19 protein-coding genes are annotated in these 19,219 nt (G+C 72.3%); 7 read left to right on the forward strand and 12 right to left on the reverse strand.

Translation table 11 applies throughout. The features are described from left to right. Positions 1–87: 87 nt before the first annotated feature. The 4 genes from M3148_RS11105 to M3148_RS11120 all read right to left on the reverse strand — a co-directional run bounded on the left by M3148_RS11105 (position 88) and on the right by M3148_RS11120 (position 4,370). Positions 88–906, reverse strand: a complete 819-nt coding sequence (locus M3148_RS11105) for a carbohydrate ABC transporter permease (protein ID WP_251304767.1) — start codon at positions 904–906, stop codon at positions 88–90. Further along, positions 903–1,835 carry a carbohydrate ABC transporter permease gene (locus M3148_RS11110; protein WP_251304768.1) on the reverse strand — a complete coding sequence of 311 codons (933 nt, stop codon included), beginning with the start codon at positions 1,833–1,835 and terminating at the stop codon, positions 903–905. The genes M3148_RS11105 and M3148_RS11110 overlap by 4 nt, the downstream gene beginning before the upstream one ends. A 1-nt stretch (position 1,836) precedes the next feature. Next, positions 1,837–3,228 (reverse strand): extracellular solute-binding protein, encoded by a 1,392-nt coding sequence (locus M3148_RS11115; protein ID WP_251304769.1) that lies wholly within the window; start codon positions 3,226–3,228, stop codon positions 1,837–1,839. A 65-nt stretch (positions 3,229–3,293) separates the two neighbouring features. Beyond that, entirely contained in the window at positions 3,294–4,370 is a 1,077-nt protein-coding gene (locus tag M3148_RS11120) for a PfkB family carbohydrate kinase (RefSeq protein WP_251304770.1), read from the reverse strand. 116 nt (positions 4,371–4,486) lie between these two features. Here M3148_RS11120 and M3148_RS11125 point away from each other — a divergent pair, with 116 nt between their 5' ends. Together M3148_RS11125 and M3148_RS11130 are read left to right on the forward strand one after the other, a co-directional pair. Beyond that, entirely contained in the window at positions 4,487–5,236 is a 750-nt protein-coding gene (locus M3148_RS11125) for a DeoR/GlpR family DNA-binding transcription regulator (RefSeq protein ID WP_251304771.1), read from the forward strand. Then, positions 5,233–6,594: a family 4 glycosyl hydrolase gene (locus M3148_RS11130; protein WP_251304772.1), complete on the forward strand. Its 1,362-nt coding sequence runs from the start codon at positions 5,233–5,235 to the stop codon at positions 6,592–6,594. Before M3148_RS11125 ends, M3148_RS11130 begins: the two co-directional genes overlap by 4 nt. 122 nt (positions 6,595–6,716) lie before the next feature. Here the strand turns inward: M3148_RS11130 and M3148_RS11135 are convergent, their stop codons facing one another. Beyond that, positions 6,717–7,052, reverse strand: a complete 336-nt coding sequence (locus M3148_RS11135; RefSeq protein WP_251304773.1) for an STAS domain-containing protein — start codon at positions 7,050–7,052, stop codon at positions 6,717–6,719. Between the two features lie 209 nt (positions 7,053–7,261). Between M3148_RS11135 and M3148_RS11140 the strand changes: the two genes are divergently transcribed. Beyond that, on the forward strand, positions 7,262–7,963 hold the full coding sequence (locus M3148_RS11140; RefSeq protein WP_251304774.1) for a TetR/AcrR family transcriptional regulator C-terminal domain-containing protein: 702 nt from the start codon (positions 7,262–7,264) through the stop codon (positions 7,961–7,963). A 225-nt stretch (positions 7,964–8,188) separates the two neighbouring features. On the opposite strand, the gene M3148_RS11145 is transcribed toward M3148_RS11140, so the two are convergent. The 3 genes from M3148_RS11145 to M3148_RS11155 all read right to left on the reverse strand — a co-directional run bounded on the left by M3148_RS11145 (position 8,189) and on the right by M3148_RS11155 (position 9,824). After that, a complete protein-coding gene (locus M3148_RS11145; protein ID WP_251304775.1) occupies positions 8,189–8,362 on the reverse strand; it encodes a hypothetical protein in 174 nt (57 codons plus the stop codon). Positions 8,363–8,546: 184 nt separating this feature from the next. Continuing rightward, positions 8,547–8,702: a hypothetical protein gene (locus M3148_RS11150; RefSeq protein ID WP_251304776.1), complete on the reverse strand. Its 156-nt coding sequence runs from the start codon at positions 8,700–8,702 to the stop codon at positions 8,547–8,549. 153 nt (positions 8,703–8,855) lie between these two features. Further along, a complete protein-coding gene (locus tag M3148_RS11155; RefSeq protein WP_251304777.1) occupies positions 8,856–9,824 on the reverse strand; it encodes a helix-turn-helix transcriptional regulator in 969 nt (322 codons plus the stop codon). A gap of 62 nt (positions 9,825–9,886) precedes the next feature. Between M3148_RS11155 and M3148_RS11160 the strand changes: the two genes are divergently transcribed. Genes M3148_RS11160 through M3148_RS11170 form a run of 3 tightly spaced genes read left to right on the forward strand, consistent with a single transcriptional unit; the run spans position 9,887 to position 14,942 of the window. Beyond that, on the forward strand, positions 9,887–10,936 hold the full coding sequence (locus M3148_RS11160; RefSeq protein ID WP_251304778.1) for an ATP-binding cassette domain-containing protein: 1,050 nt from the start codon (positions 9,887–9,889) through the stop codon (positions 10,934–10,936). Continuing rightward, the gene (locus M3148_RS11165) at positions 10,933–11,688 is read left to right on the forward strand and encodes an ABC transporter permease (RefSeq protein WP_251304779.1); all 756 of its coding nucleotides are present in this window, start codon (positions 10,933–10,935) and stop codon (positions 11,686–11,688) included. Before M3148_RS11160 ends, M3148_RS11165 begins: the two co-directional genes overlap by 4 nt. Positions 11,689–11,717: 29 nt before the next feature. After that, a complete protein-coding gene (locus M3148_RS11170; protein WP_251304780.1) occupies positions 11,718–14,942 on the forward strand; it encodes a DEAD/DEAH box helicase in 3,225 nt (1,074 codons plus the stop codon). 6 nt (positions 14,943–14,948) lie between these two features. On the opposite strand, the gene M3148_RS11175 is transcribed toward M3148_RS11170, so the two are convergent. After that, positions 14,949–15,395, reverse strand: coding sequence for an HIT family protein (locus M3148_RS11175; protein WP_251304781.1), 447 nt, complete (start codon positions 15,393–15,395; stop codon positions 14,949–14,951). 71 nt (positions 15,396–15,466) lie between these two features. On the opposite strand from M3148_RS11175, the gene M3148_RS11180 reads away from it, so the two are divergent. After that, positions 15,467–15,907: a MarR family winged helix-turn-helix transcriptional regulator gene (locus tag M3148_RS11180; RefSeq protein WP_251304782.1), complete on the forward strand. Its 441-nt coding sequence runs from the start codon at positions 15,467–15,469 to the stop codon at positions 15,905–15,907. A 4-nt stretch (positions 15,908–15,911) separates the two neighbouring features. Here M3148_RS11180 and M3148_RS11185 read toward each other — a convergent pair whose 3' ends face one another. The 3 genes from M3148_RS11185 to M3148_RS11195 are packed head-to-tail and all read right to left on the reverse strand — an operon-like array spanning position 15,912 to position 19,134. Beyond that, a complete protein-coding gene (locus M3148_RS11185) occupies positions 15,912–16,595 on the reverse strand; it encodes a metal-dependent transcriptional regulator (protein WP_251304783.1) in 684 nt (227 codons plus the stop codon). After that, complete coding sequence (locus M3148_RS11190) at positions 16,592–17,299, reverse strand: vitamin K epoxide reductase family protein (RefSeq protein WP_251304784.1); 708 nt, start codon at positions 17,297–17,299, stop codon at positions 16,592–16,594. The genes M3148_RS11185 and M3148_RS11190 overlap by 4 nt, the downstream gene beginning before the upstream one ends. Next, positions 17,296–19,134: a metallophosphoesterase family protein gene (locus M3148_RS11195; protein WP_251304785.1), complete on the reverse strand. Its 1,839-nt coding sequence runs from the start codon at positions 19,132–19,134 to the stop codon at positions 17,296–17,298. Before M3148_RS11195 ends, M3148_RS11190 begins: the two co-directional genes overlap by 4 nt. Positions 19,135–19,219 lie beyond the last annotated feature (85 nt).

Here is a 19,219-nt window from a genome sequence, read left to right on the forward strand (position 1 = left end):
CAGACGACGTCGTCTGCGCGTGACGCCCATCACTGGACTTTGTGCGGACAACCTAACGAGCGGGCGCTCACTTGTGCAAGCACCTGCTCAGTCCTTGACCGCTCCCTCGAGCATGCCGCGGATGAAGTGGCGCTGGAGGAAGAGGTAGAGGATGACCATGGGCAGCGCCACGAGGACGGCACCGGCCGCCAGGAGCACGGTGCCCTGCGTGTACTGGCCCTGGAAGAGTGCCAGGCCGAGGGGCGCGGTGCGCAGCTGGGCGTTGGGCGACATGACGAGCGGGATGAGGAACTCGTTCCACGTCCACATGAAGGTGAGCAGAATGAGGGTGACGACGGCGGGCCGTGCCACCGGCAGCAGGACCTGCCACAGCACCCGGTGGTGCCCGGCGCCGTCGAGACGGGCCGCCTCGATGATCGAGCGGTTCGCCCCGCGGAAGTAGGCCCGCATCCAAAAGGTGCCGAAGGCGACGGACTGGGCGATCTGCGGCAGCGCGATGCCCCAGATCGTGTTCGTCAGCCCCAGTGCCTGGAAGTCGAAGAAGAGCGGGACGATGATCGCCTCGGCCGGGACCATGATGCCGAGGAGGAAGACGTAGAACAGCAGCTGGGAACCGGGGAAGACGAAGGCGCCCAACGCGTAGCCGGCCATGATCGACAGCAGCGCCGCACTCGTGACGACGATCGCGGCGACGAGGACCGAGTTCGTCATGTACTCGCCGAACTTGCCCTGCTCCCACGCCCTGGCGAAGTTCTCCCAGTGGATCGTGCCGCCGGTGGCGGCGTCCTGCGGCGTCTCCGGCCCGAGCGCGGTGGTGAGGATGGTGGCGATCGGCGCCAGCGCGAAGAGCGCGAAGCCGATGAGGATGACGTAGTTGCCCAGGCGCTCCCCGGTGGAGACCCTCATCGCTCCCGCTCCCCGATGCGGTTGACGAGCAGGTTGATACCGAAGATGAGGATGGTGAGGACGACGGCGACGGCGGCCGCTGAGCCCACCCGCCCCTCCATGAAGGCACGCCGGTACACCTCGTAGCTCGGCACCGTCGTCGACGTGCCGGGGCCGCCGCGGGTGGTGACGTAGACGAGGTCGAAGGTCTTGAGCGCCGCGATGATCGTCAGGGTGAGCGCGACGACGATCTCCGCGCGCACCGACGGCACGGAGATGGCGAAGAAGGTGCGGACCGCGCCCGCGCCGTCGAGGGTCGCGGCCTCGTAGAGGTCCTGCGGGACGCGGGCCATCCCGGCCATGAGGAGCACGGTGACCAGGCCGGTGGAGACCCAGGTGCCGACGAAGCCGACGGCGGGCAGCGTCCACGTGAAGTCCCCGAGCCAGGCGCGGGTGAGGGAGCCGAGCCCGACGACGTCGAGCAGGCCGTTGAGCGGGCCGTCAGGTGCGTAGATCTGCCGCCACGCCACGGCGACGACGACCATCGCGATGACCTGCGGCAGGAAGACGACGGTGCGGAAGAAGGGCAGGCCGCGCACCTGGGCGCGCACGAGGAGCGCCGCGAGGACGAGGCCGATGCCCAGCGGCAGGACCGAGAAGAAGAAGATGAGGACGAGGGCGTGCCAGAAGGACTGGCGCAGCCGTTCGTCGGCGAGGACGTCGACGTAGTTGTCCACGCCCACGAAGGTCGCCAGGCTCAGCCCGTCCCAGTCGTACAGGGAGATCTGCACCGCCCGGCCCAGCGGGTAGAGCAGGAAGGCCGCGTAGACGAGAAAGGCCGGGGCGAGGAAGAGGTAGGGGGTCAGACCGAAACGGCCCAGCCCCCGCGGGCGACCCTTGCGGGCCGCCCGCGGGACGGGCGCGACGATGCCCCGTGGCTGGGCCGTCATGTCACTGCGCCGAGGCGACGAACTCGCTGTAGTCGGCCTCGAGGGCGGCGAGCAGCCCGTCGACGTCGAGCTGTCCGCCCATGAAGGACTGGAGGGACTGACCCAGGGTGTCGCTCATCGTGGGCGTGCCCCAGTCGAGGTAGGGGACGAGCGCCCCGTCCTCGGTGACCTCGGCGTAGGCGGCGTAGATGTCGGCCTGCAGGCCCGCCTCGGGCATGTGCTCGGCGGTCTCGACGACGGGCATGTTGCCGGTCTCGGCGAGCACGGCCATGGCGTCCTCGCTCGTGATGAAGTCGATGTACGCGGCGCCGACGTCGGCGTTCTCGGAGTTCGCGGTCACCGCGAAGGGGATGCCGGTGCCACCGGTCGTCACCTTGCCGGCGCCGGCCTCGGCGGGCGGCGGCGCGATGAAGCCGGCGTCCTCTCCCATGTCGGCCTCGACGTCCGGGCCGATCCACGAGCCGGCCATGAGGTAGACCCCGGCCCCCTCGGTGAAGGACTGCCACACGGCGTCGTAGTCGGCGCCGTTGAAGCCCTCGTTGAAGTAGCCGGCCTCGACCCAGGACTGCAGCTCCTCCGCGGCGGCGCGGTTCCCGTCGGTCTCCCAGCTCGCGCCCTCGTTGCCGAAGCCGAGCGCCCGGATCTCCTCGGGGTCCACGTGCGCACCCTGGACCGGGCCGAAGACGTGGCCGGCGGGCCACTGGTCGAGATTACCGAGCAGCAGGGGCGTCTCGCCGGCCTCGGCGATGGTGCCGAGCTGCTCACCGAACTCTGCCCACGTCTCGGGCAGCTCCAGCCCGAGCTCCTCGAGCTTGGACGTGGAGTAGTAGATGCCGACGACCTCGCCGACCTGCGGCAGGCCCCAGACGGAGCCCTCGCCGAAGGTGACGCCGTCCTCGGAGTAGCGGGTGTTCTGCAGCACCGAGTCCGGGAAGCGGTCCTCCCAGCCGTAGGCCTCGGCGTAGGGGTCGAGGTTGAGCAGCTGCCCGGCGGCGACGTACTGGCCCATCTGCGAGCGCGAGTTGTTCACCTGGGTGACGTCGGGGGCGTCCTCGCCCGTCAGCGCCAGCCGCAGCGTGGTGGTGAGGTCGTCGTTGGACTGGGTGACCCGGTCGATGGTGACGTTCGGGTACTCCTCCATGAAGGCCGCGTTGAGCTGCTCGATCTGCTCGTTCTGGCCGCCGCGGACCTCCTGGTCCCACACGACGAGCGTGACGTCACCGAGGCTGGAGATGTCGGTGACGACCTCCTCGCTCGTGGTGGCGCCGTCGGTGCCGGGCTCGGTCTCCTCGTCGTTGCCGCCGCTTCCGGGGGTGCACGCCGCGACGAGCGCGAGAGTCGCCACGGCAGCTGTGACGACGCCGGTGGAGCGGCGGGTTCGTTGTGGGCTCATGGTGCTGATTCTCCTTCGTCGTGGGCGGTGGTGGGTACCGCCCGGTGATCCCCGTTGATATTCGCTCAGAGGTCGGACTCGAGCGCGAAGGTCGCTTCCGCCCGGCGGGTCACGCGTCCGGTCCGGGCCGGCAGCACGTCCGGGAGGAAACGGTAGTGGTCGTGCAGCGCCGCGGCGGCCGGGTCGCCCTCGGCGCGGGCGGCGTCCAGGCGCTGCCACCAGTCGTGGAGGTCGCCGATGCCGGGCGCCGCGAGCGAGCCGCCGAACTCCTGGACGGCGAGCCCCGAGCACAGGGACGCGAAACGCAGCCGCTGCTCCAGCGGCCACTCCGCGAGGGAGCCGCGCGCGAAGGCGGCGAGGAAGACGTCACCCGCACCCGTGGGGTCGATGGCCGCGACGTCCAGGGCGGGGACGTGGGACTCCTCCCCCGTCTCGGAGTCGATGGCGACGGCGCCGTCCGCGCCCATCGTCACGACGACGAGCGGAACGAGATCGGCCAGCGCGCGTGCGGCCGCGTGCGGGCTGTCCGTGCGCGTGTAGGCCATGGCCTCAGCGGCGTTGGGGAGGAAGGCGTAGCAGTCCTCGAGGGCGGCCAGCCGGCTCGCGTCCCACTTCTCCGAGGGGTCCCACCCGAGGTCGGCGAAGACACGCGCCCCCGCGGCACGGGCCCGGCGCCACCAGCGTTCCTGGGCCCGCTCGTCGTCGAGGTCGATGATGACGGCGCGCACCGGGGGCGGGTCGCCGATGAGCGTGTCGTAGCTCATCGGGAGCTCGTGGCCGTGGGTGATCATCGACCGGTCGCCGTCGTAGGCGAGGGACACGGTGACCGAGGTGTGCTGGGAGGCGATCCGGGTGGAGCGGGAGAGGTCGATGGCCTCGTCGGAGAGGATGTCCCAGCACCAGCGCCCGTAGACGTCACCACCGAATCCCGTGGCCAGGCCCGTGGACAGGCCGAGGCGGCTGGCCGCGACGGCGAGGTTGGCGATGCCGCCCGGAAGGGAGCCCATGCCGCTGGCCCACACCTCGGTGCCGGGCCGCGGCGGGGTGGGCAGGCCGGAGAAGACGACGTCGAGGAAGAGCGGTCCGGACAGGAACACGTCCAGCACGCTGCCATCCGGCGCCTCCGCGGTCTCGTCGGTCACGCCTGCTCCTCCCGGCTCCGGACCCCCTCGTCCGTCGGCCTCTCGTCCGATTCCATGTTCGGACATTCTATGCACACTCCTGCCCGCTTCTGCATGGTCCTGCTAATGTCATTTCCGTGCTCACCACCACCCGCCGGGACGCGATCCTGGCCGAGCTGCACGACCACGGCGAGGTCGCCGTCGGGCACCTCGCCGCACGCTTCGGGGTGAGCACGTCGACGATCCGCCGGGACCTCAACCTACTGAGCAAGCAGGGCCGCCTCCAACGCGTCCGCGGCGGCGGCGCCGTCGAGCCCGACGTCCGGCCCTTCGAGGCGGTCGCCGGGGACCGGGCCGCCAGCAGGCAGCGCATCGGGGCCCGGGCGGCCGCGCTCGCGCGGGACGACGACGTCGTCGTCCTCGACATCGGCACGACGGTCGCCCAGGTCGCCCGGCACCTCCGCGGGCGCCGCGTCACCGTCGTCACCGCCTCCCTGGCCGTCGTCGACGAGCTGCGGGAGGACCCGGTCGTCGAGCTCGTCGTCCTCGGCGGGGTGCTGCGCCGCTCCTACCACTCCCTCGTCGGCTCCCTCCCCGAGCAGGCGCTGGGCCAGATCACCGCCGACATCGGCTTCCTCGGCACGAGCGGCGTGCGCGACGACGGCAGTGTGCTCGACTCCACGAGCATCGAGGTGCCGGTCAAGCGCGCCATCCTCGCGGCGTCCGAGCGGCGCGTCCTCGTCGCCGACGACGACAAGTTCCCCGGCTCCGGCGTGCTCGCCGTCTGCGGGCCCGAGGGCATCGACACCCTCGTCACCAGTCCCACGTCGAGCTCGCCCGGGCTCGACGTCCTGCGCTCCAGCGGCACGGAGGTCATCACAGCGTGAAGCTCACGGTCATCGGCGGCGGCGGTTTCCGCGTCCCACAGATCTTCCAGGCCCTCTCGGCGGGGGACTCGCGACTGCGCGTGGACGAGCTGTGGCTCTACGACGTCTCCGCCGAGCGGCTCGACGTCGTCGACCGGGTACTCAAGCAGCTCGCCCCCCAGCTCGCCCGTCCACCTCGCGTGGTCGTGACGCTGAACCTGGCCGCCGCCCTGGAGGGTGCGGACTTCGTGTTCTCCGCCATCCGCGTCGGTGGGACCTCCGGACGAATCACCGACGAGCGCACAGCGCTGCGCCTGGGCGTGCTGGGTCAGGAGACGGTTGGCCCCGGCGGTCTCGCCTACGCCCTGCGCACGGTCCCGCACGCGCAGTGGCTGGCACGGCAGATTGCGGTGCGCGCCCCCCAGGCGTGGACGATCAACTTCACCAACCCGGCCGGGATCCTCACCGAGGCGATGCGTGGCGTGCTGGGCGACCGCGTCGTGAGCATCTGCGACACCCCGATCGGGCTCATGCGGCGGGCCGCGCGCGTGTTCGGCCAGGACCCCCGGCGCGTCGACTTCGATTACGTGGGTCTCAACCACCTCGGTTGGTTGCGCACCCTCATGGTCGACGGACGCGACGTCCTGCCCGAGCTGCTCGCCTCCGACGAGCAGCTCGACCACATCGAGGAGGCTCGCCTCTTCGGCTTCGACTGGGTGCGTGCGATCGGCGCGATCCCCAACGAGTACCTCTTCTACTACTACCGCCACCGCGAGGCGATGGAGCGGATCACCGGCGGGGAGCCCACCCGCGGGGAGTACCTCGATGCCCAGCAGAGTGACTTCTACCGTGAGGCGGCCGCCGCGCCGGACCGTGCCCTGGAGATCTGGGACGCGACACGGCACGACCGCGAGTCGAGCTACATGAACGAGTCGCGCCCCGAGGAGGAGCGTCACGGCCGCCGCGCCGAGGACGTCGAGGGCGGCGGCTACCAGGAGGTCGCGCTCGACCTCATGACCGGCCTGGCCACCGGGGAGGCCGCGACGATGATCCTCGGGGTCGGCAACGACTCCCTGGGCGGCGGGCAGCTGCTCGTGCCCCAGCTCAACGCCGCCGCGGTCATCGAGGTGCCGTGCACGGTCGAGCGCGGCGCCGTCCGCCCCCACGCCGTCGCGCCGCTCGACGGGGAGATGGCCGGGCTCATCACGACCGTCAAGGCGAGCGAGCAGCTCGTCCTGCGGGCGTTGGACGAGGGCTCGCGCGAGCTGGCCTGGCGCGCCTTCGCCAACCACCCGCTCGTCGACTCAACCGAGGTGGCCCGCCAGCTGGTCGAGGACTACTGCGCCGCCATGCCCGACGTCGCCGCCCGCCTGCACTGAGCCTGTCTCTGCCCCGATGAGGGGGCGGGTGGGGGTGGGCACAACAGCGCCCCGCCCAGCGGTGAGCAGCGGTCGACCGGACGCGCCGCAGCACGGTTCATCCGCGACGACGTCGCGCGTCGTCACAGGGCAAGGAACCCAGGATCCTCGTCGAGCATCTCGACGCGGGTGCTGAGGCCGGTGACGTCGAAGAGGAAGCGCACGAGCTCGTTCGGCCCGATGACGCGGACCGGTGAGGCCACCGCGAGCGTGAAGATGAGAGCGAGGACGGAGGAGTCCATGAAGGTGATGTTCCGGACGTCGAGATCGATCGGAAGGTCGTAGCTCTTGGCGTCCCGGCACGCCTCCTCGACCTCGGCGAGACACATGAGGTCGACCTCGCCGGCCAGGGCGAGGCGCACGCGGGCGGCGGAGAACAGGACAGCTGCCGTGCCGGATGCAGGCGTGTTCGATGACATCGGCCCTCCTCTACTGTGGGACAGAGCGGGAGTTTACACTGTACGCGCACGCCCGTTTACATCGTAAAGTGTCCTGGCAGTGCCGTCCAGCGCGTGGCACCGAGGCCCTCCGGCCGTCAGTCGCCGGGAGCGCCCCGTCAGGCCGCGCGCGATTTGCCGCAATAGTCTGAGCTGCGCGAGCGTAGGTGACCAGGAGATAGGGGTGAGCGATGGGCGGCACGGCAGACACACCAAGACGGGGCAACCTCGACCGCGATCTTGTTGTCGCGACGGCGATCGAGCTCGTCGGCGCGGAGGGGCTCAACGCGCTGAGCATGCGTCGTCTCGGTGCGGCGATCGGTGTGGAGGCGATGGCGCTGTACCGCTACGTCGACGGCCGGGAGGACCTCCTGGAGAGCATCGTCGAGGAAGTCACCAAGAAGGTCGAGCGTGCAGCCGACATGGACATCGGCCCTCACGGGGGCTGGCAGGCCTACCTGCAGCACGTCGCCCACGCGGTGCGGGACATCGCGTCCGACCACCCGCAGGTTTTTCCCCTCGTGGCCACCCGCCACCCCGCCGCGCCGTGGCTCCGTCCACCGCTCCGTAACCTCGCGGTCGTCGAGGACTTCTTGCGCACCCTGACATCGGCGGGCTTCAGCGAGGAGCAGGCGGTCACCGCCTACCGTGCGTTCACCAGCTTCTTGCTCGGCCAGCTGCTCCTCACCGTGACACAGCGGGGTGCGCAGGCGGCCACCGAGGAGGTCCTGGACGAAGGTGGGGCGACCGTCGCCCACAGCGACATCTCCATCGATGACTTCCCCACGATCGCGCGCCTGCAGCCCAAGCTCTCCATCGACCGCTCCGACGAAGAGTTCGAAGAGGCGCTGGAGCAGCTGCTCACCCGCATCGACGCCATGGTCAGCCAGTGACCCGCGCACGGCTGCACCGGGCAGGCGCCGCGGCATGCTCGACGGCACGGACGCCGTGACGTCCTCGACCAGCCCGCGAACCTGAGCGGACGCGGGGCTCCGGACGCGAGGTGCAGACCCGTGGTCGCACCCACTCAGGGACGATCGTGACCGCAGGCGGAGTGGGTCCCGGACAACGGAAATGGCCCGGCACGCCGTAGCGTGCCGGGCCCTGGGCGCGGGCCGTCATGCGCGTGGCAGTGACGCGTTGCGCACGACCGCGCGCGGCCCGATACCCGCCCAGCGTCCCTGACGACCCCGCAGGACGCGGGTGGCCGGACGGCGCTGGAGGTGGACGTAGTCCGCGAGCGGCATTCCCATGGCACTGGCGGACATGTCGCCGAGCATGAGGGAGGACATGGCTTACCCCTGACTCTTCTTGTGGGTGGAGTCCCCGGACGAGGGGACGACGGCATGGCCCGGCGCCCGGGCAGGGATCGCGACCTCGTCGTCGGGATCCCTTCGGCGACGAGGCCTGCTACGCGAGCAGATGCTTGGCCATGACCAGAACCCTGCCAGGGGCAGTGTCAGGGGCGCCACTCATTTATCGGCGGCGGTCACCCGGCCCGGTGCGCGGCATCTTCGCGGCGCGCCGCCGGCGACGCAGCCGGCGCGGGAGCAGCGGGACCGGCCGCTGCTGGAGATAGACGATGTCTGCCAGGGGGATGTTCATGCTGCGGGCGAAGTCGTCGCCGAGCATCCTCTGCATGGTGGTACCACGTCCCTTCATCAGGCCCGCCGGGTGGGCGGGCGCACCTGAGCACGGCCTCGTGGGCCGGGCTGCCGTGTGGGGGAGACGTCCTGCTGAGGACGTCCTCGCCACCAGATTCACCACCATTGTCTCACATCGTGGTCACTCAGCCGGGGGCGTCGTCGCCTCGGTGAGCCGCCTGCCGAAGTGCGCGAGGGCGCTCACCACCTCCTCTCCCCCGCTCACCGTCCACGTCACCTCGGGCGGGATCCACGCCGGACCGTAGACGAGGTCGGCGAACGAGCGACCGCCCACCGGCCAGTCGGTGCCGCCCGACTCGTTGGGCGCCGCACCAGTCGCCCACACCCCGAAGTGCTTGCGCATCTCCTCCAGGTCCAGGTCGAGGTGGACCACCGCCTCCAGCGGGTAGCTCCGACTGTCCGTGTCGGTCGCGAGGATCAGCTCCGCGGGGTCGTCCACCGGCAGCTCCCGCGGGGCGGTCCGCACCCCGGTGCGCAACAGCCCGGAGAGGCGGTCGAGGCGGAAGGTGCGCCAGTCCTCCCGGTCCAGGTCCCAGCACACGAGGTACCAGCGCAGCCCGTTGGACACGAGCGTGTGCGGCTCGACGTGACGGGCGGCCTCCCCGTCGAGGGCGGTGACGTAGCGGAAGCGGACCCGCTCGTGGTCACGGCAGGCGAGCGCCAGCTCGGCGACGACGTCCGGGTCCACGGTGCGGCCGCGCCGACCGGCCGGCACGGCGTACTCCTGGAGGGCGGCCACCCGCCGGCGCAGGTGCGGGGCGAGCATCTGCTCGAGCTTGACGAGCGCGCTCAGCGCGGTGTGCTCACCCAGTCCCTGGACGGCCGCCACCCGAAGCCCGACGGCGATCGCCACGGCCTCGTCGTCGTCGAGGAGCAGCGGGGGCAGGCGACCACCCGCCTCGAGCCGGTACCCGCCGTCGAGGCCGGGACGGGCGCTGACCTCGTAGCCGAGCTCGCGCAGCCGATCGACGTCGCGGCGCAGGGTGCGGGCGCTGACGCCGAGGCGGTCGCGCAGCTCCCGGCCGGACCACGAGCGGTGGGTCTGGAGCAGGGAGAGCAGGCGCAGGGCACGGGCGGTGGGATCGGCCATGGCCGAAATCTACCGATCGATGCGGTCAAGATCTGGCCGCATTGACTCGTAGTGTCCTCGCCATGACTCCGATCATCAGCACCAAGGGGCTCACCAAGACCTTCCACCGCAAGGGCGGTGAGGAGGTTGTCGCGGTCAGCGACCTCACGATGGACGTCGAGCCGGGCACCCTCACGGCCTTCCTCGGGCCCAACGGGGCCGGTAAGTCCACCTCCCTGCGCATGCTCACCACGCTCCTGCCGCCCACGAGCGGCAGCGCGACCGTCTGCGGCTTCGACATCAGCCGGCAGCAGGCCGACGTGCGCCGGTCGATCGGCTACATCGGCCAGAAGAACGGCGCGGCCCAGTACTACCGGGTGCGGGACGAGCTCGTCTCCCAGGGTGCCTTCTACGGGCTGGGCCGCGTCGAGCGACGCCGTCGCGCGGACGAGCTCATGGAGATCCTCGGCCTCACCGAGCTCGCCACCCGCACGACGATGACCCTCTCCGGCGGCCAGCGCCGGCGCGTGGACATCGCCCTCGGCCTCGTCCCCGCCCCGCAGCTCCTCTTCCTCGACGAGCCGTCCACCGGCCTGGACCCGCAGTCCCGCTCCCACCTGTGGGACCACATCCTCACCCTGCGCGAGCGCTACGGGATGACCCTGCTCCTCACCACCCACTACCTCGACGAGGCCGACCGCTTCGCCGAGCGGGTGATGATCGTCGACCAGGGCCGGCTCATCGCCGACGACACCTCCGCCGGGCTCAAGGCGAACCTCGCCGGGGACCGCATCCTCCTCACCCTGCGTGGCACCGGCCCTGACGACGGCGCCCTCGCCACCCTGCGGCGCGTCGCCGCCCGCGGTGACGACGTCGAGCGGACCGCCGTCACGGTGCCGGAGGGGCCGGCGGTGCGGTACGCCGTCGTCGTCGACCACGGCGACCGGGTGCTCCCCGGGCTGCTCGCCGACCTCGCCGCCGGCGGCCACCGGGTCCTCGCCGCGGAGCTCCACCAGCCCACCCTCGACGACGTCTTCCTCCGGCTCACCGGCCGCAGCCTGCGCGAGGAGCAGGCCACCGCCGGCGCCGACACCCCCGCCCAGCCCGCCCTCACCCCCGGAGGCCCTCAGTGAGCACCGTCGTCACCGACACCCGCAACGTCCTCGTCCGCGAGCTGTGGCCGGTCCTGCGCGACCCGTTCAGCGTCATCTTCTCCCTGCTCCAACCCCTCGTCTTCCTCGCGTTCTTCGGCCCGCTGCTCAGCGGCATGACCGGCCTGCCGCTGGCGGAGTCCTTCCAGTGGTTCGTCCCGGGCATCATCGTCATGAGCACCCTGTTCGGCACCGCGATGGCCGGGTCCAACCTCCTCTTCGAGCTCCAGTCCGGCTCCCACGAGCGGATGCTCGTCACGCCCGTGGCCCGCTCGGCCCTCATGGTGGGGCGCGCGCTGAAGGAGATGGTGCCGCTGGCCGTCCAGGCGGTGGTCATCACGCTCGTGGCCGCGATCTTCGGCTTCCGCCCGCACCTGCCCGGCATGGCGCTGGGGCTCGTCGTCCTCGCGGCCTTTGGGATCGGGCTCGGGGCGCTCAGCTACTCCCTGGGGATCGCCGCGCGGGAACGGGACTGGATGTTCTGGGCGGTCCAGCAGGCGCTCATCTTCCCGCTCATGATCCTGTCCGGGATGCTCCTGCCCCTGGAGGCGGCGCCGCGCTGGATGCAGGTGCTGTCCCAGCTCAACCCGCTCACCTACCTCGTCGAGGCAGAGCGGGCGCTGTTCAACGGGCAGCTCACCGAGCCGGCGGTGTGGCAGGGCGCCCTGGCCGCCGTCGTGCTCGCGGCGGTCGGGCTCACGGTGGGGATCAGGATGATGCGGCGCAGCATCTGAGTGTCACAGGCCGCGGTTACCGTAGGCGGGTGGACCTGACCGAGAACGACGTGCGGGCGCTGCAGAACCTCACGCTCCCGGACGACGCCACCCTCGCGCGGTGGTTCGACCACGGCACGGTGGAGCGCGGCACCGACTACGCGCGGCGCGGGATGGTCCAGCGGCTCCACGTCGACCCCGACGAGCGGGCCCTGTTCGCCACCGTCCGCGGTAGCGGGGCCGGCTCCTACCAGTGCTTCGTCGTCCTCTACCCCGGCGCGCAGGTCTCGGTCCACTGCACCTGCCCGGTGAAGCTGGGCTGCAAGCACGGCGTGGCAGTGGTCGTCGCGGCCCGGGAGGCGAGCATCACCGGCGTCCGTCCCGCCTGGGAACGCGCCCTGGACGACGCCGTCACCGACGCCGCCTCCGGCAGCGGGGACCCGCTCGGGCTCCAGCTCGAGCGGGTCGTCGCGCGCGGGGCGGCCGCGGCGGCGGCCGGGCGCAGCGCCGCCCGCATCCGCATGGCGCCGGTGACGCCCGGCGCCAAGGGTCAGTGGGTGCGCACCGGCGTGAGCTGGCAGACCGTGCGCTGGACGTGGAGCCGCTACGTCCCCGCCCACGCCGAGGCGCTGCGCGCGCTCATCGCCGCCCACCCCCACGCCTACGGCACCCACGTCTTCCTCGACGAGCTCGGCCCGGCCGTGTGGCCGCTCCTGCGACAGGTGGTGGACGCCGGCGTCGCGCTCGTGCCCCACCGCAGCGTCAAGGGCGAGGTCACCCTCAGCAGCACACCCGCCGACGTCACCCTCGACGTCACCACCCACCCCATCCACGACGGCGTGCGCGTGGCCCCGTCGGTGCGCGTGGCCGGCCGCGCGGCCGGGGCCCACGCCGTCGCCTTCGTCGGCCACCCCGTGCACGGGGTGGCCGTGAGCGACGACGGCCTCGTCCTCGCGCCGCTGGCCCGCCCGCTGCCACTCGGCGCCTCCGAGCTCGTCACCGGCGAGCCCCTCCACATCCCGCCCGACGGCGTCGACCGCTTCCGCCGCGACTTCTACCCGCGCCTGCGCTTGCTCCTGCCGGTGCGCTCCTCCGACGACGCCGTCGACCTCCCCGAGGTCCTCGCCCCTGTCCTCGTTCTCGCCGTGGAGCACCTGCCCGAGTTCGTCGTCCGCCTCGCCTGGTCCTTCCGCTACCAGTCCGGCGAGACCGTCGCCGACCTGCCCGTCGGCGCCGACGACGACGTCGCACCGGCAGCCGACTGGGTGCGCGACCACGCGGCCGAACGGCGCCTGCTCGACGGTCTCGACCTGCCGGCCGAGCTGCCCCGCCACGTCTCCGGGCGCGGGCCCGCGCCCGTCGCCGAGCTGCGCCGGCTCGACGCCGCCCGCTTCACCGAGGACGGCCTGGACCAGGTGCGCCGGGCCAACCCCGCCGTCGTCGTCGAGGTGAGCGGTGAGGTGCCCGACTACAAGCACGTCGACGTCGCCCCCACCATCTCGCTCACGGCCACCGACACCCCGCAGGGTGACTGGTTCGACCTCGAGGTGGCCGTCGAGCTCGAGGGCGAGCCGGTGCCCTTCGGCCACCTCTTCCGCGCGCTGGCCACGGGTGAGCCGCACCTGTTCCTGCCCTCCGGCACCTACGTCACCCTCGACCGTCCCGAGCTCGACCAGCTGCGCCAGCTCATCGCCGAGGCCGGCGGGCTCCACGACGAGGAGTCCGGCACGCTGCGGGTCACCGCCTACCAGGCCGACCTGTGGCAGGAGCTCGTCGCCCTCGGCGTCGTCGCCGAGCAGAGCGAGCGGTGGCGGCGCACCGTCGACGCGCTCGTCTCCGGTCCGCCGCCCGGTCAGGTCGACGTGCCCGCCGGCCTGCGCGCCGAGCTGCGCTCCTACCAGCGCGAGGGCTACGAGTGGATCTCCACGCTGTGGGAGGCCGGGCTCGGCGGGATCCTCGCCGACGACATGGGCCTGGGCAAGACCCTTCAGACCCTTGCCGCCGTCCTGCGCGCGAAGGAGACCGGCCGGCTCACCGCGCCGGTGCTCGTCGTCGCGCCCACGTCCGTCGTGGGCGGCTGGGCGAGCGAGGCGGCCCGCTTTACCCCCGACCTCACGGTGCAGACCGTCGAGCAGACCGCCGCCAAGGCGCGCGTGCCGCTCGCCGAGCACGTCGCGGGGGCCGACGTCGTCGTCACGTCCTACGCGCTGCTGCGCCTGGACTTCGCGTCCTACGACGCGCTGGACTGGTCGGTGCTCGTCCTCGACGAGGCGCAGATGGTGAAGAACCACCAGGCCAAGACGCACGTGTGCGCGCGGAAGATCGCCGCCCCGGTCAAGCTCGCGATCTCCGGCACACCGCTGGAGAACAGCCTCATGGACCTGTGGGCGCTGCTGTCCATCACCGCACCTGGCCTCTTCCCCGACCCCCGGGACTTCACGGTCGCCTACCGCAACCCGATCGAGCGGGAGCACGACTCCGCGGCGCTGGACCGGCTGCGCCGCCGCACCCGGCCCTTCATCCGCCGCCGCACCAAGGAGGAGGTGGCCCGCGAGCTGCCGCCCAAGCAGGAGCAGGTGCTCACCGTCCCGCTGACGGCGCGCCACCGGAAGATCTACGACACCCACCTGGCGCGGGAGCGGCGCAAGATCCTCGGTCTCGTGGACGACATGGACAAGAACCGCTTCACGATCTTCCGCTCCCTCACCCTCCTGCGGCAGCTGGCCCTGGCGCCCGCGCTGGTCGACCCGGAGTACGAGGGCGTGGGGTCGAGCAAGGCCGAGGCCTTCCTCGAGCAGCTCGCCGAGCTCGTCTCCGAGGGCCACCGGGCGCTGGTGTTCAGCCAGTTCACCGGCTACCTCGGGCTGGTGCGGGAGCGGCTCGAGCAGCAGGGCATCGACTACTGCTACCTCGACGGCAGCACGCGGGGCCGCGCGGCCCGCATCCGGGAGTTCAAGGAGGGGCAGGCACCGGTCTTCCTCATCAGCCTCAAGGCCGGCGGGGTGGGGCTCAACCTCACCGAGGCCGACTACTGCTTCATGCTCGACCCCTGGTGGAACCCCGCCGTCGAGGAGCAGGCGATCGACCGCACGCACCGCATCGGGCAGGACCGCACCGTCATGGTCTACCGGATGGTCGCCGAGGGGACGATCGAGGAGAAGGTCATGGCGCTGGCCGACCGCAAGCGTGAGCTCGCCGGGCGCGTCCTCGCCGGCGGGACCACGGCCGCCTCGGCCCCGCTGTCCGCGGACGACATCCGCGAGCTGCTGGGCTGAGCCGGCTCAGAGCCGGGCGGAGCTCAGCACATGCGGCACATGGGCGCTGTGGCCGGCCTCGCGCAGCGCCGCACGCAGGCGCTCCGCCGCGGCGTCGAGCTCCTCGGGCGGGACGTCGTCGCGGGCCCGGTCCAGGCGCAGGGCGGCCTCGTCCCAGGCCGGCAGGACGTGGACGTGCAGGTGCGGGACCTCGAAGCCGGCCACCATGACGGCGGCGCGTGGCGCGTCCCACGCCGCGCGCTGCGCGCGCCCGATCGTGGCCGCCACGACGGCCAGGTGGGCGACGAGATCGTCGGGCGCATCGGTCAGCTGGTCGACCTCGACCCGCGGAACGACAAGGACATGGCCGTCCGTGACGGGGGCGATGGTGGCGAAGGCGACGCACTCGTCGTCGGCCCAGACGAAACGTCCCGGGATCTCCCCGGCGATGATCCTGCTGAAGACGGTGCTCATGGCGCCAGGGTATCGACGACTACGATCGGTGGGACGAAAGGGACGAGGTGCCAGGACAGGACGAGCGTGCAGTGTCCACCCGGACGGCCGCCGAGGCGTGGGAGGAGCTCTTCCGGGCCCAGGTGACCCTCATGCGACGCTTCGAGGCCGGTGACGACTTCGCCCCGCTCACCTCGCGCGAGTACGACGTCCTGTTCCAGCTGAGCCTCGGGGAGGGCCGGGCGATGCGCATGCGGGACCTCACCGCGCTCATCCTCCTGTCCCAGCCGAGCCTCAGCCGCATGGTCGACCGCCTCAGCGCCCGCGGGCTCCTCGAGCGGCGCGCCGCCCCGGGCGACGCACGCGGCGTCGTCGTCGCCCTCACCGAGGAGGGGCTGCGCCTGCAGCGCGAGATCGGCCGCCACCACGTGCGATCGATCCGCCGCTACGTCGGCGGCGCGCTCGACGAGGACGAGCTGCGCACCCTGCAGCACCTGGCGCACAAGCTGCGTACCGCCCAGCGCCACCTGTGAGGGGTCAGGCGGTGACCCACACCGCCGCGACGGCGGGGTCCCCGAGCTCGACGGGCTCCCCGGCGGACTCCCCAGGAGGGGTGACGGTGAAGAGGGTCGTGCCGACGTAGGGCCGGGCCTCGAGGACGGCCACGTGTGTGTCCAGCCGCACCCCGACGTCGGCGAGGTGGCGCAGCACCTGCGGCTCGGCGTCGGAGATCCGTACGACCCGGCCGCCTTCCCCCGCGGGCGTCTGTGCCAGCGGGCGGGTGGGCGGCACGGTGACCTCCCCGCCGGCCGTGGGAATGGGGTCCCCGTGCGGGTCGCGGACGGGGTGGCCGAGGAGCCGGTCGATGCGCTCGACGAGGAGGTCGGAGACGGCGTGCTCGAGGACCTCCGCCTCGTCGTGGACCTCGTCCCACTCGTAGCCCAGGTGCTCGACGAGAAGCGTCTCGATGAGCCGGTGGCGGCGCACCATCGCCAGCGCCGCCTGCCGACCGCGGCCGGTGAGGGAGATGCCCCCGTAACGCTCGTGGTGGACCAGGCCCTCGTCCGCCAGGCGTCGGACGGTCTCCGAGGCGGTCGACGCCGAGACCCCCATCCGGGCCGCCAGCGCGCTGACGCTCGTGGCGGGCCCGCCCCACTCCACCGCGGCGTAGATCGCCTTGAGGTAGTCCTGGGTGACGTTCGAGGTGGGCAGCTGGCTCACAGGATCAGCATCCACTGGTCCCAGAAGACGACGGCGATGAGGAGGAGGACGACGGCGTACCAGACCGTGATGACCAGGGCGCGGTCCTGGACGAGGAAGCGCCGCAGCCCCTCGGGGGCCGGCAGGTGGCGGCCCTGGAAGCCGCGGGCGAGGACGTTGACGACGATCGGGATCGTCACCGCCCACACGACGAGGCAGTAGGGGCACAGGCCGCGGAGGCTGGTGAAGGCCTGGTACTGGAACCACGAGATCCACACGGCCGCGAGCACCGAGCCGGCCATGAGCAGGACCCAGTACACGCGCGGGAGCCGTCCCCCGCCGAGGAGCGCGACGCCGGTGGCGGTGACGATCGCGAAGCCGATCGTGCCGAGGACGGCGTTGGGCGGGCCGAGCACCGAGGCCTGCCACGACAGGACGAACTTGCCGCAGCCGATGAGCGGGTTGATGTCGCAGCCGAGGGCGGCGTTCGGGTCACGAAGCAGCTTCTGCGTCGACAGGATGAGCATGACCGAGGCCCAGGTGCCGAGCGCGCCACCGATGGTGAGGAGCCAGCCCAGGCCGCGGGTACCGCCGCCGGCGAGCTGGTGCTCGGTGGGGCGGGCGGGGTCGAGGGCCGCGAGGGCCTCCTCCTCGGCGAGCAGCTCCTCGTCGGTCAGGGCGTCCTCGTCCGCGGTGACGTCCCCGGCCCGCTGCTGCTGGCTCATCTGCGCTCCGTTCCCGCGGACGACTCCGCGTCGGTCGGGTCCCCGCTGGGCCCGCCGCTCTCAGTATCACCGCTCGTCGGCGCCGAGTCAGCAGGGTCCGGGAACCGGTACCAGCGCCCCAGCTGGACGGTCGTGTCGGTGCCGACCGTCACCACCCGGTAGTCGAGCGGGCGGCCGCTGGCGGAGTCGACGCGCAGCACGGTCATCTCCGCGGGCCCGTTGAGCGGGCCGACCGTCGCACCGCCCGACGCGCCGGCGGTGCTCGAGCTGACGTACCGAGTGCCGGCGCCGTGGACCTCCGGCCCCTCGCGCCGGTGCCAGTGACCCGACAGCGCGAGCGGCACACACCCCTGCTCGAGTGCCGGGAGCGCGGCGCGCGGGTTGTGGACGAGCACGACGTCGGCCCGGTCGGTGGAGCACGCCTCCTCGGCAAGGCGCTCCCCCATCTCCGGCACGGTCTCGTCGCGCTCCGGCCGGGTGCCCTCGCCGACGGCGGTGAGCGTCGGGTCGGTGTCGCCGATGATCCGCACGCCGTCGACCTCGACGACGCTCCCGCCGAGGACGACGTACCCGGCGTCGCGCATCTGCTCCGCGGTGGTGACGGAGTCGTGGTTGCCGGTGGACACGATCAGCGGGAGGTCGTCGGCGATCTCCCCGGCGAAGGCGTTGACGCAGTAGGACTCCACGGCCGTCCCGCTCATCACGGTGTCGCCCGCGTCGAGGACGGCACTCGCCCCGCTCAGGCGGGCTGCGCCGGCGATGACGGACGCCATCCCCACGTTGCAGTGGAGGTCGCTGACGAGGAGGAAGGTCACCGGCTCCACCCGCGCGGGCGCCTCGGTGGCCGCCTCCGACGCGGCCGCGACACCGTCGTCCGGTGAGCCGGTGGCCTCGGGCGAGGCGGCGCCGTCGTCGGCCGGGGCTGTGGCGTCGTCGACAGGCGCCGTGGCGTCGTCGGCCGGCGGGGCGACGCCGTCAGTGGCGGTGTCTGTGGGCGCGGGGCTGACGACGGGGATGCCGGGCGGGCGGGACGGGGCACGATCCTGCGCGTAGGCCGCCTCCAGGTTCTCGTTGACCGAGGCATAGAAGGCCTCGTTCTCCTCGTAGGCCTCCACGAGGTAGCCCCCGTAGGTGTCGATGAGCTGGGCCATCCGGCCGGTCATCCGCAGGTCCTCCATCGGCGTGCCCGCCAGCGCGCTGATGGTCCGGCCGGGCGCGGGACGATCACGCACGGTCAGGGCCGTGGGCACCGCCACGAGCGTGACGACGACGACGGCGGCGAGCGGCACCACGCCGGGGCGCCGCGCCGCGTGAGCCACCTCGCGGCGCAGCAGCCCGCGGGAGGCGAGCCGCGCGCCGGCGACGACGAGGAGGACGGACCCGGCGACCATCGCCGCGCGGCCCAGGGCGTCGCGGACCAGCGCGCTGACGGCGTCGGCGACGACGGCGTCGGGGTGGGCCACGACCTGCGCGTACGCGGCGACGTCACCGGCCAGGCCGGTGACCGGGCTGGCCTGCACGGCCGTCAGCTCGGCCGGGATCTCCTGGACGACGACCTCCACGCCCAGCGGCCAGGGCATCGGGGAGTCGAGGAGGACCGTGCCGAGCGGACCGAGGTCGACGACGATCTCGTGCTGCGCGGTCACCTCGTAGTGCGCGACGTGCGGGCCCAGGGAGGAGTCGGTCGAGGCGGTGAGCACACCGACGACGCCGGAGACCAGCAGCGTGACGAGGAGTAGGAGGCCGGTGCGGATGAGGCGCCGCGTCGTCGTCGTCTGCCGGTGCCACCACGGCCAGCGCCGTCGCGGCGCGTCGTCCTGCTCGTCGTCCACCATCGCCACCATTGTCGCCCACCCGGGCGCGCGTGCCGAGCGGTGCGTGATGTGGTTCGCTCACCAGCGAGTCGAGAGAAGGAGCAGG

The organism is Georgenia satyanarayanai (assembly GCF_023715365.1).
Lineage (GTDB): Bacteria > Actinomycetota > Actinomycetes > Actinomycetales > Actinomycetaceae > Oceanitalea > Oceanitalea satyanarayanai_B.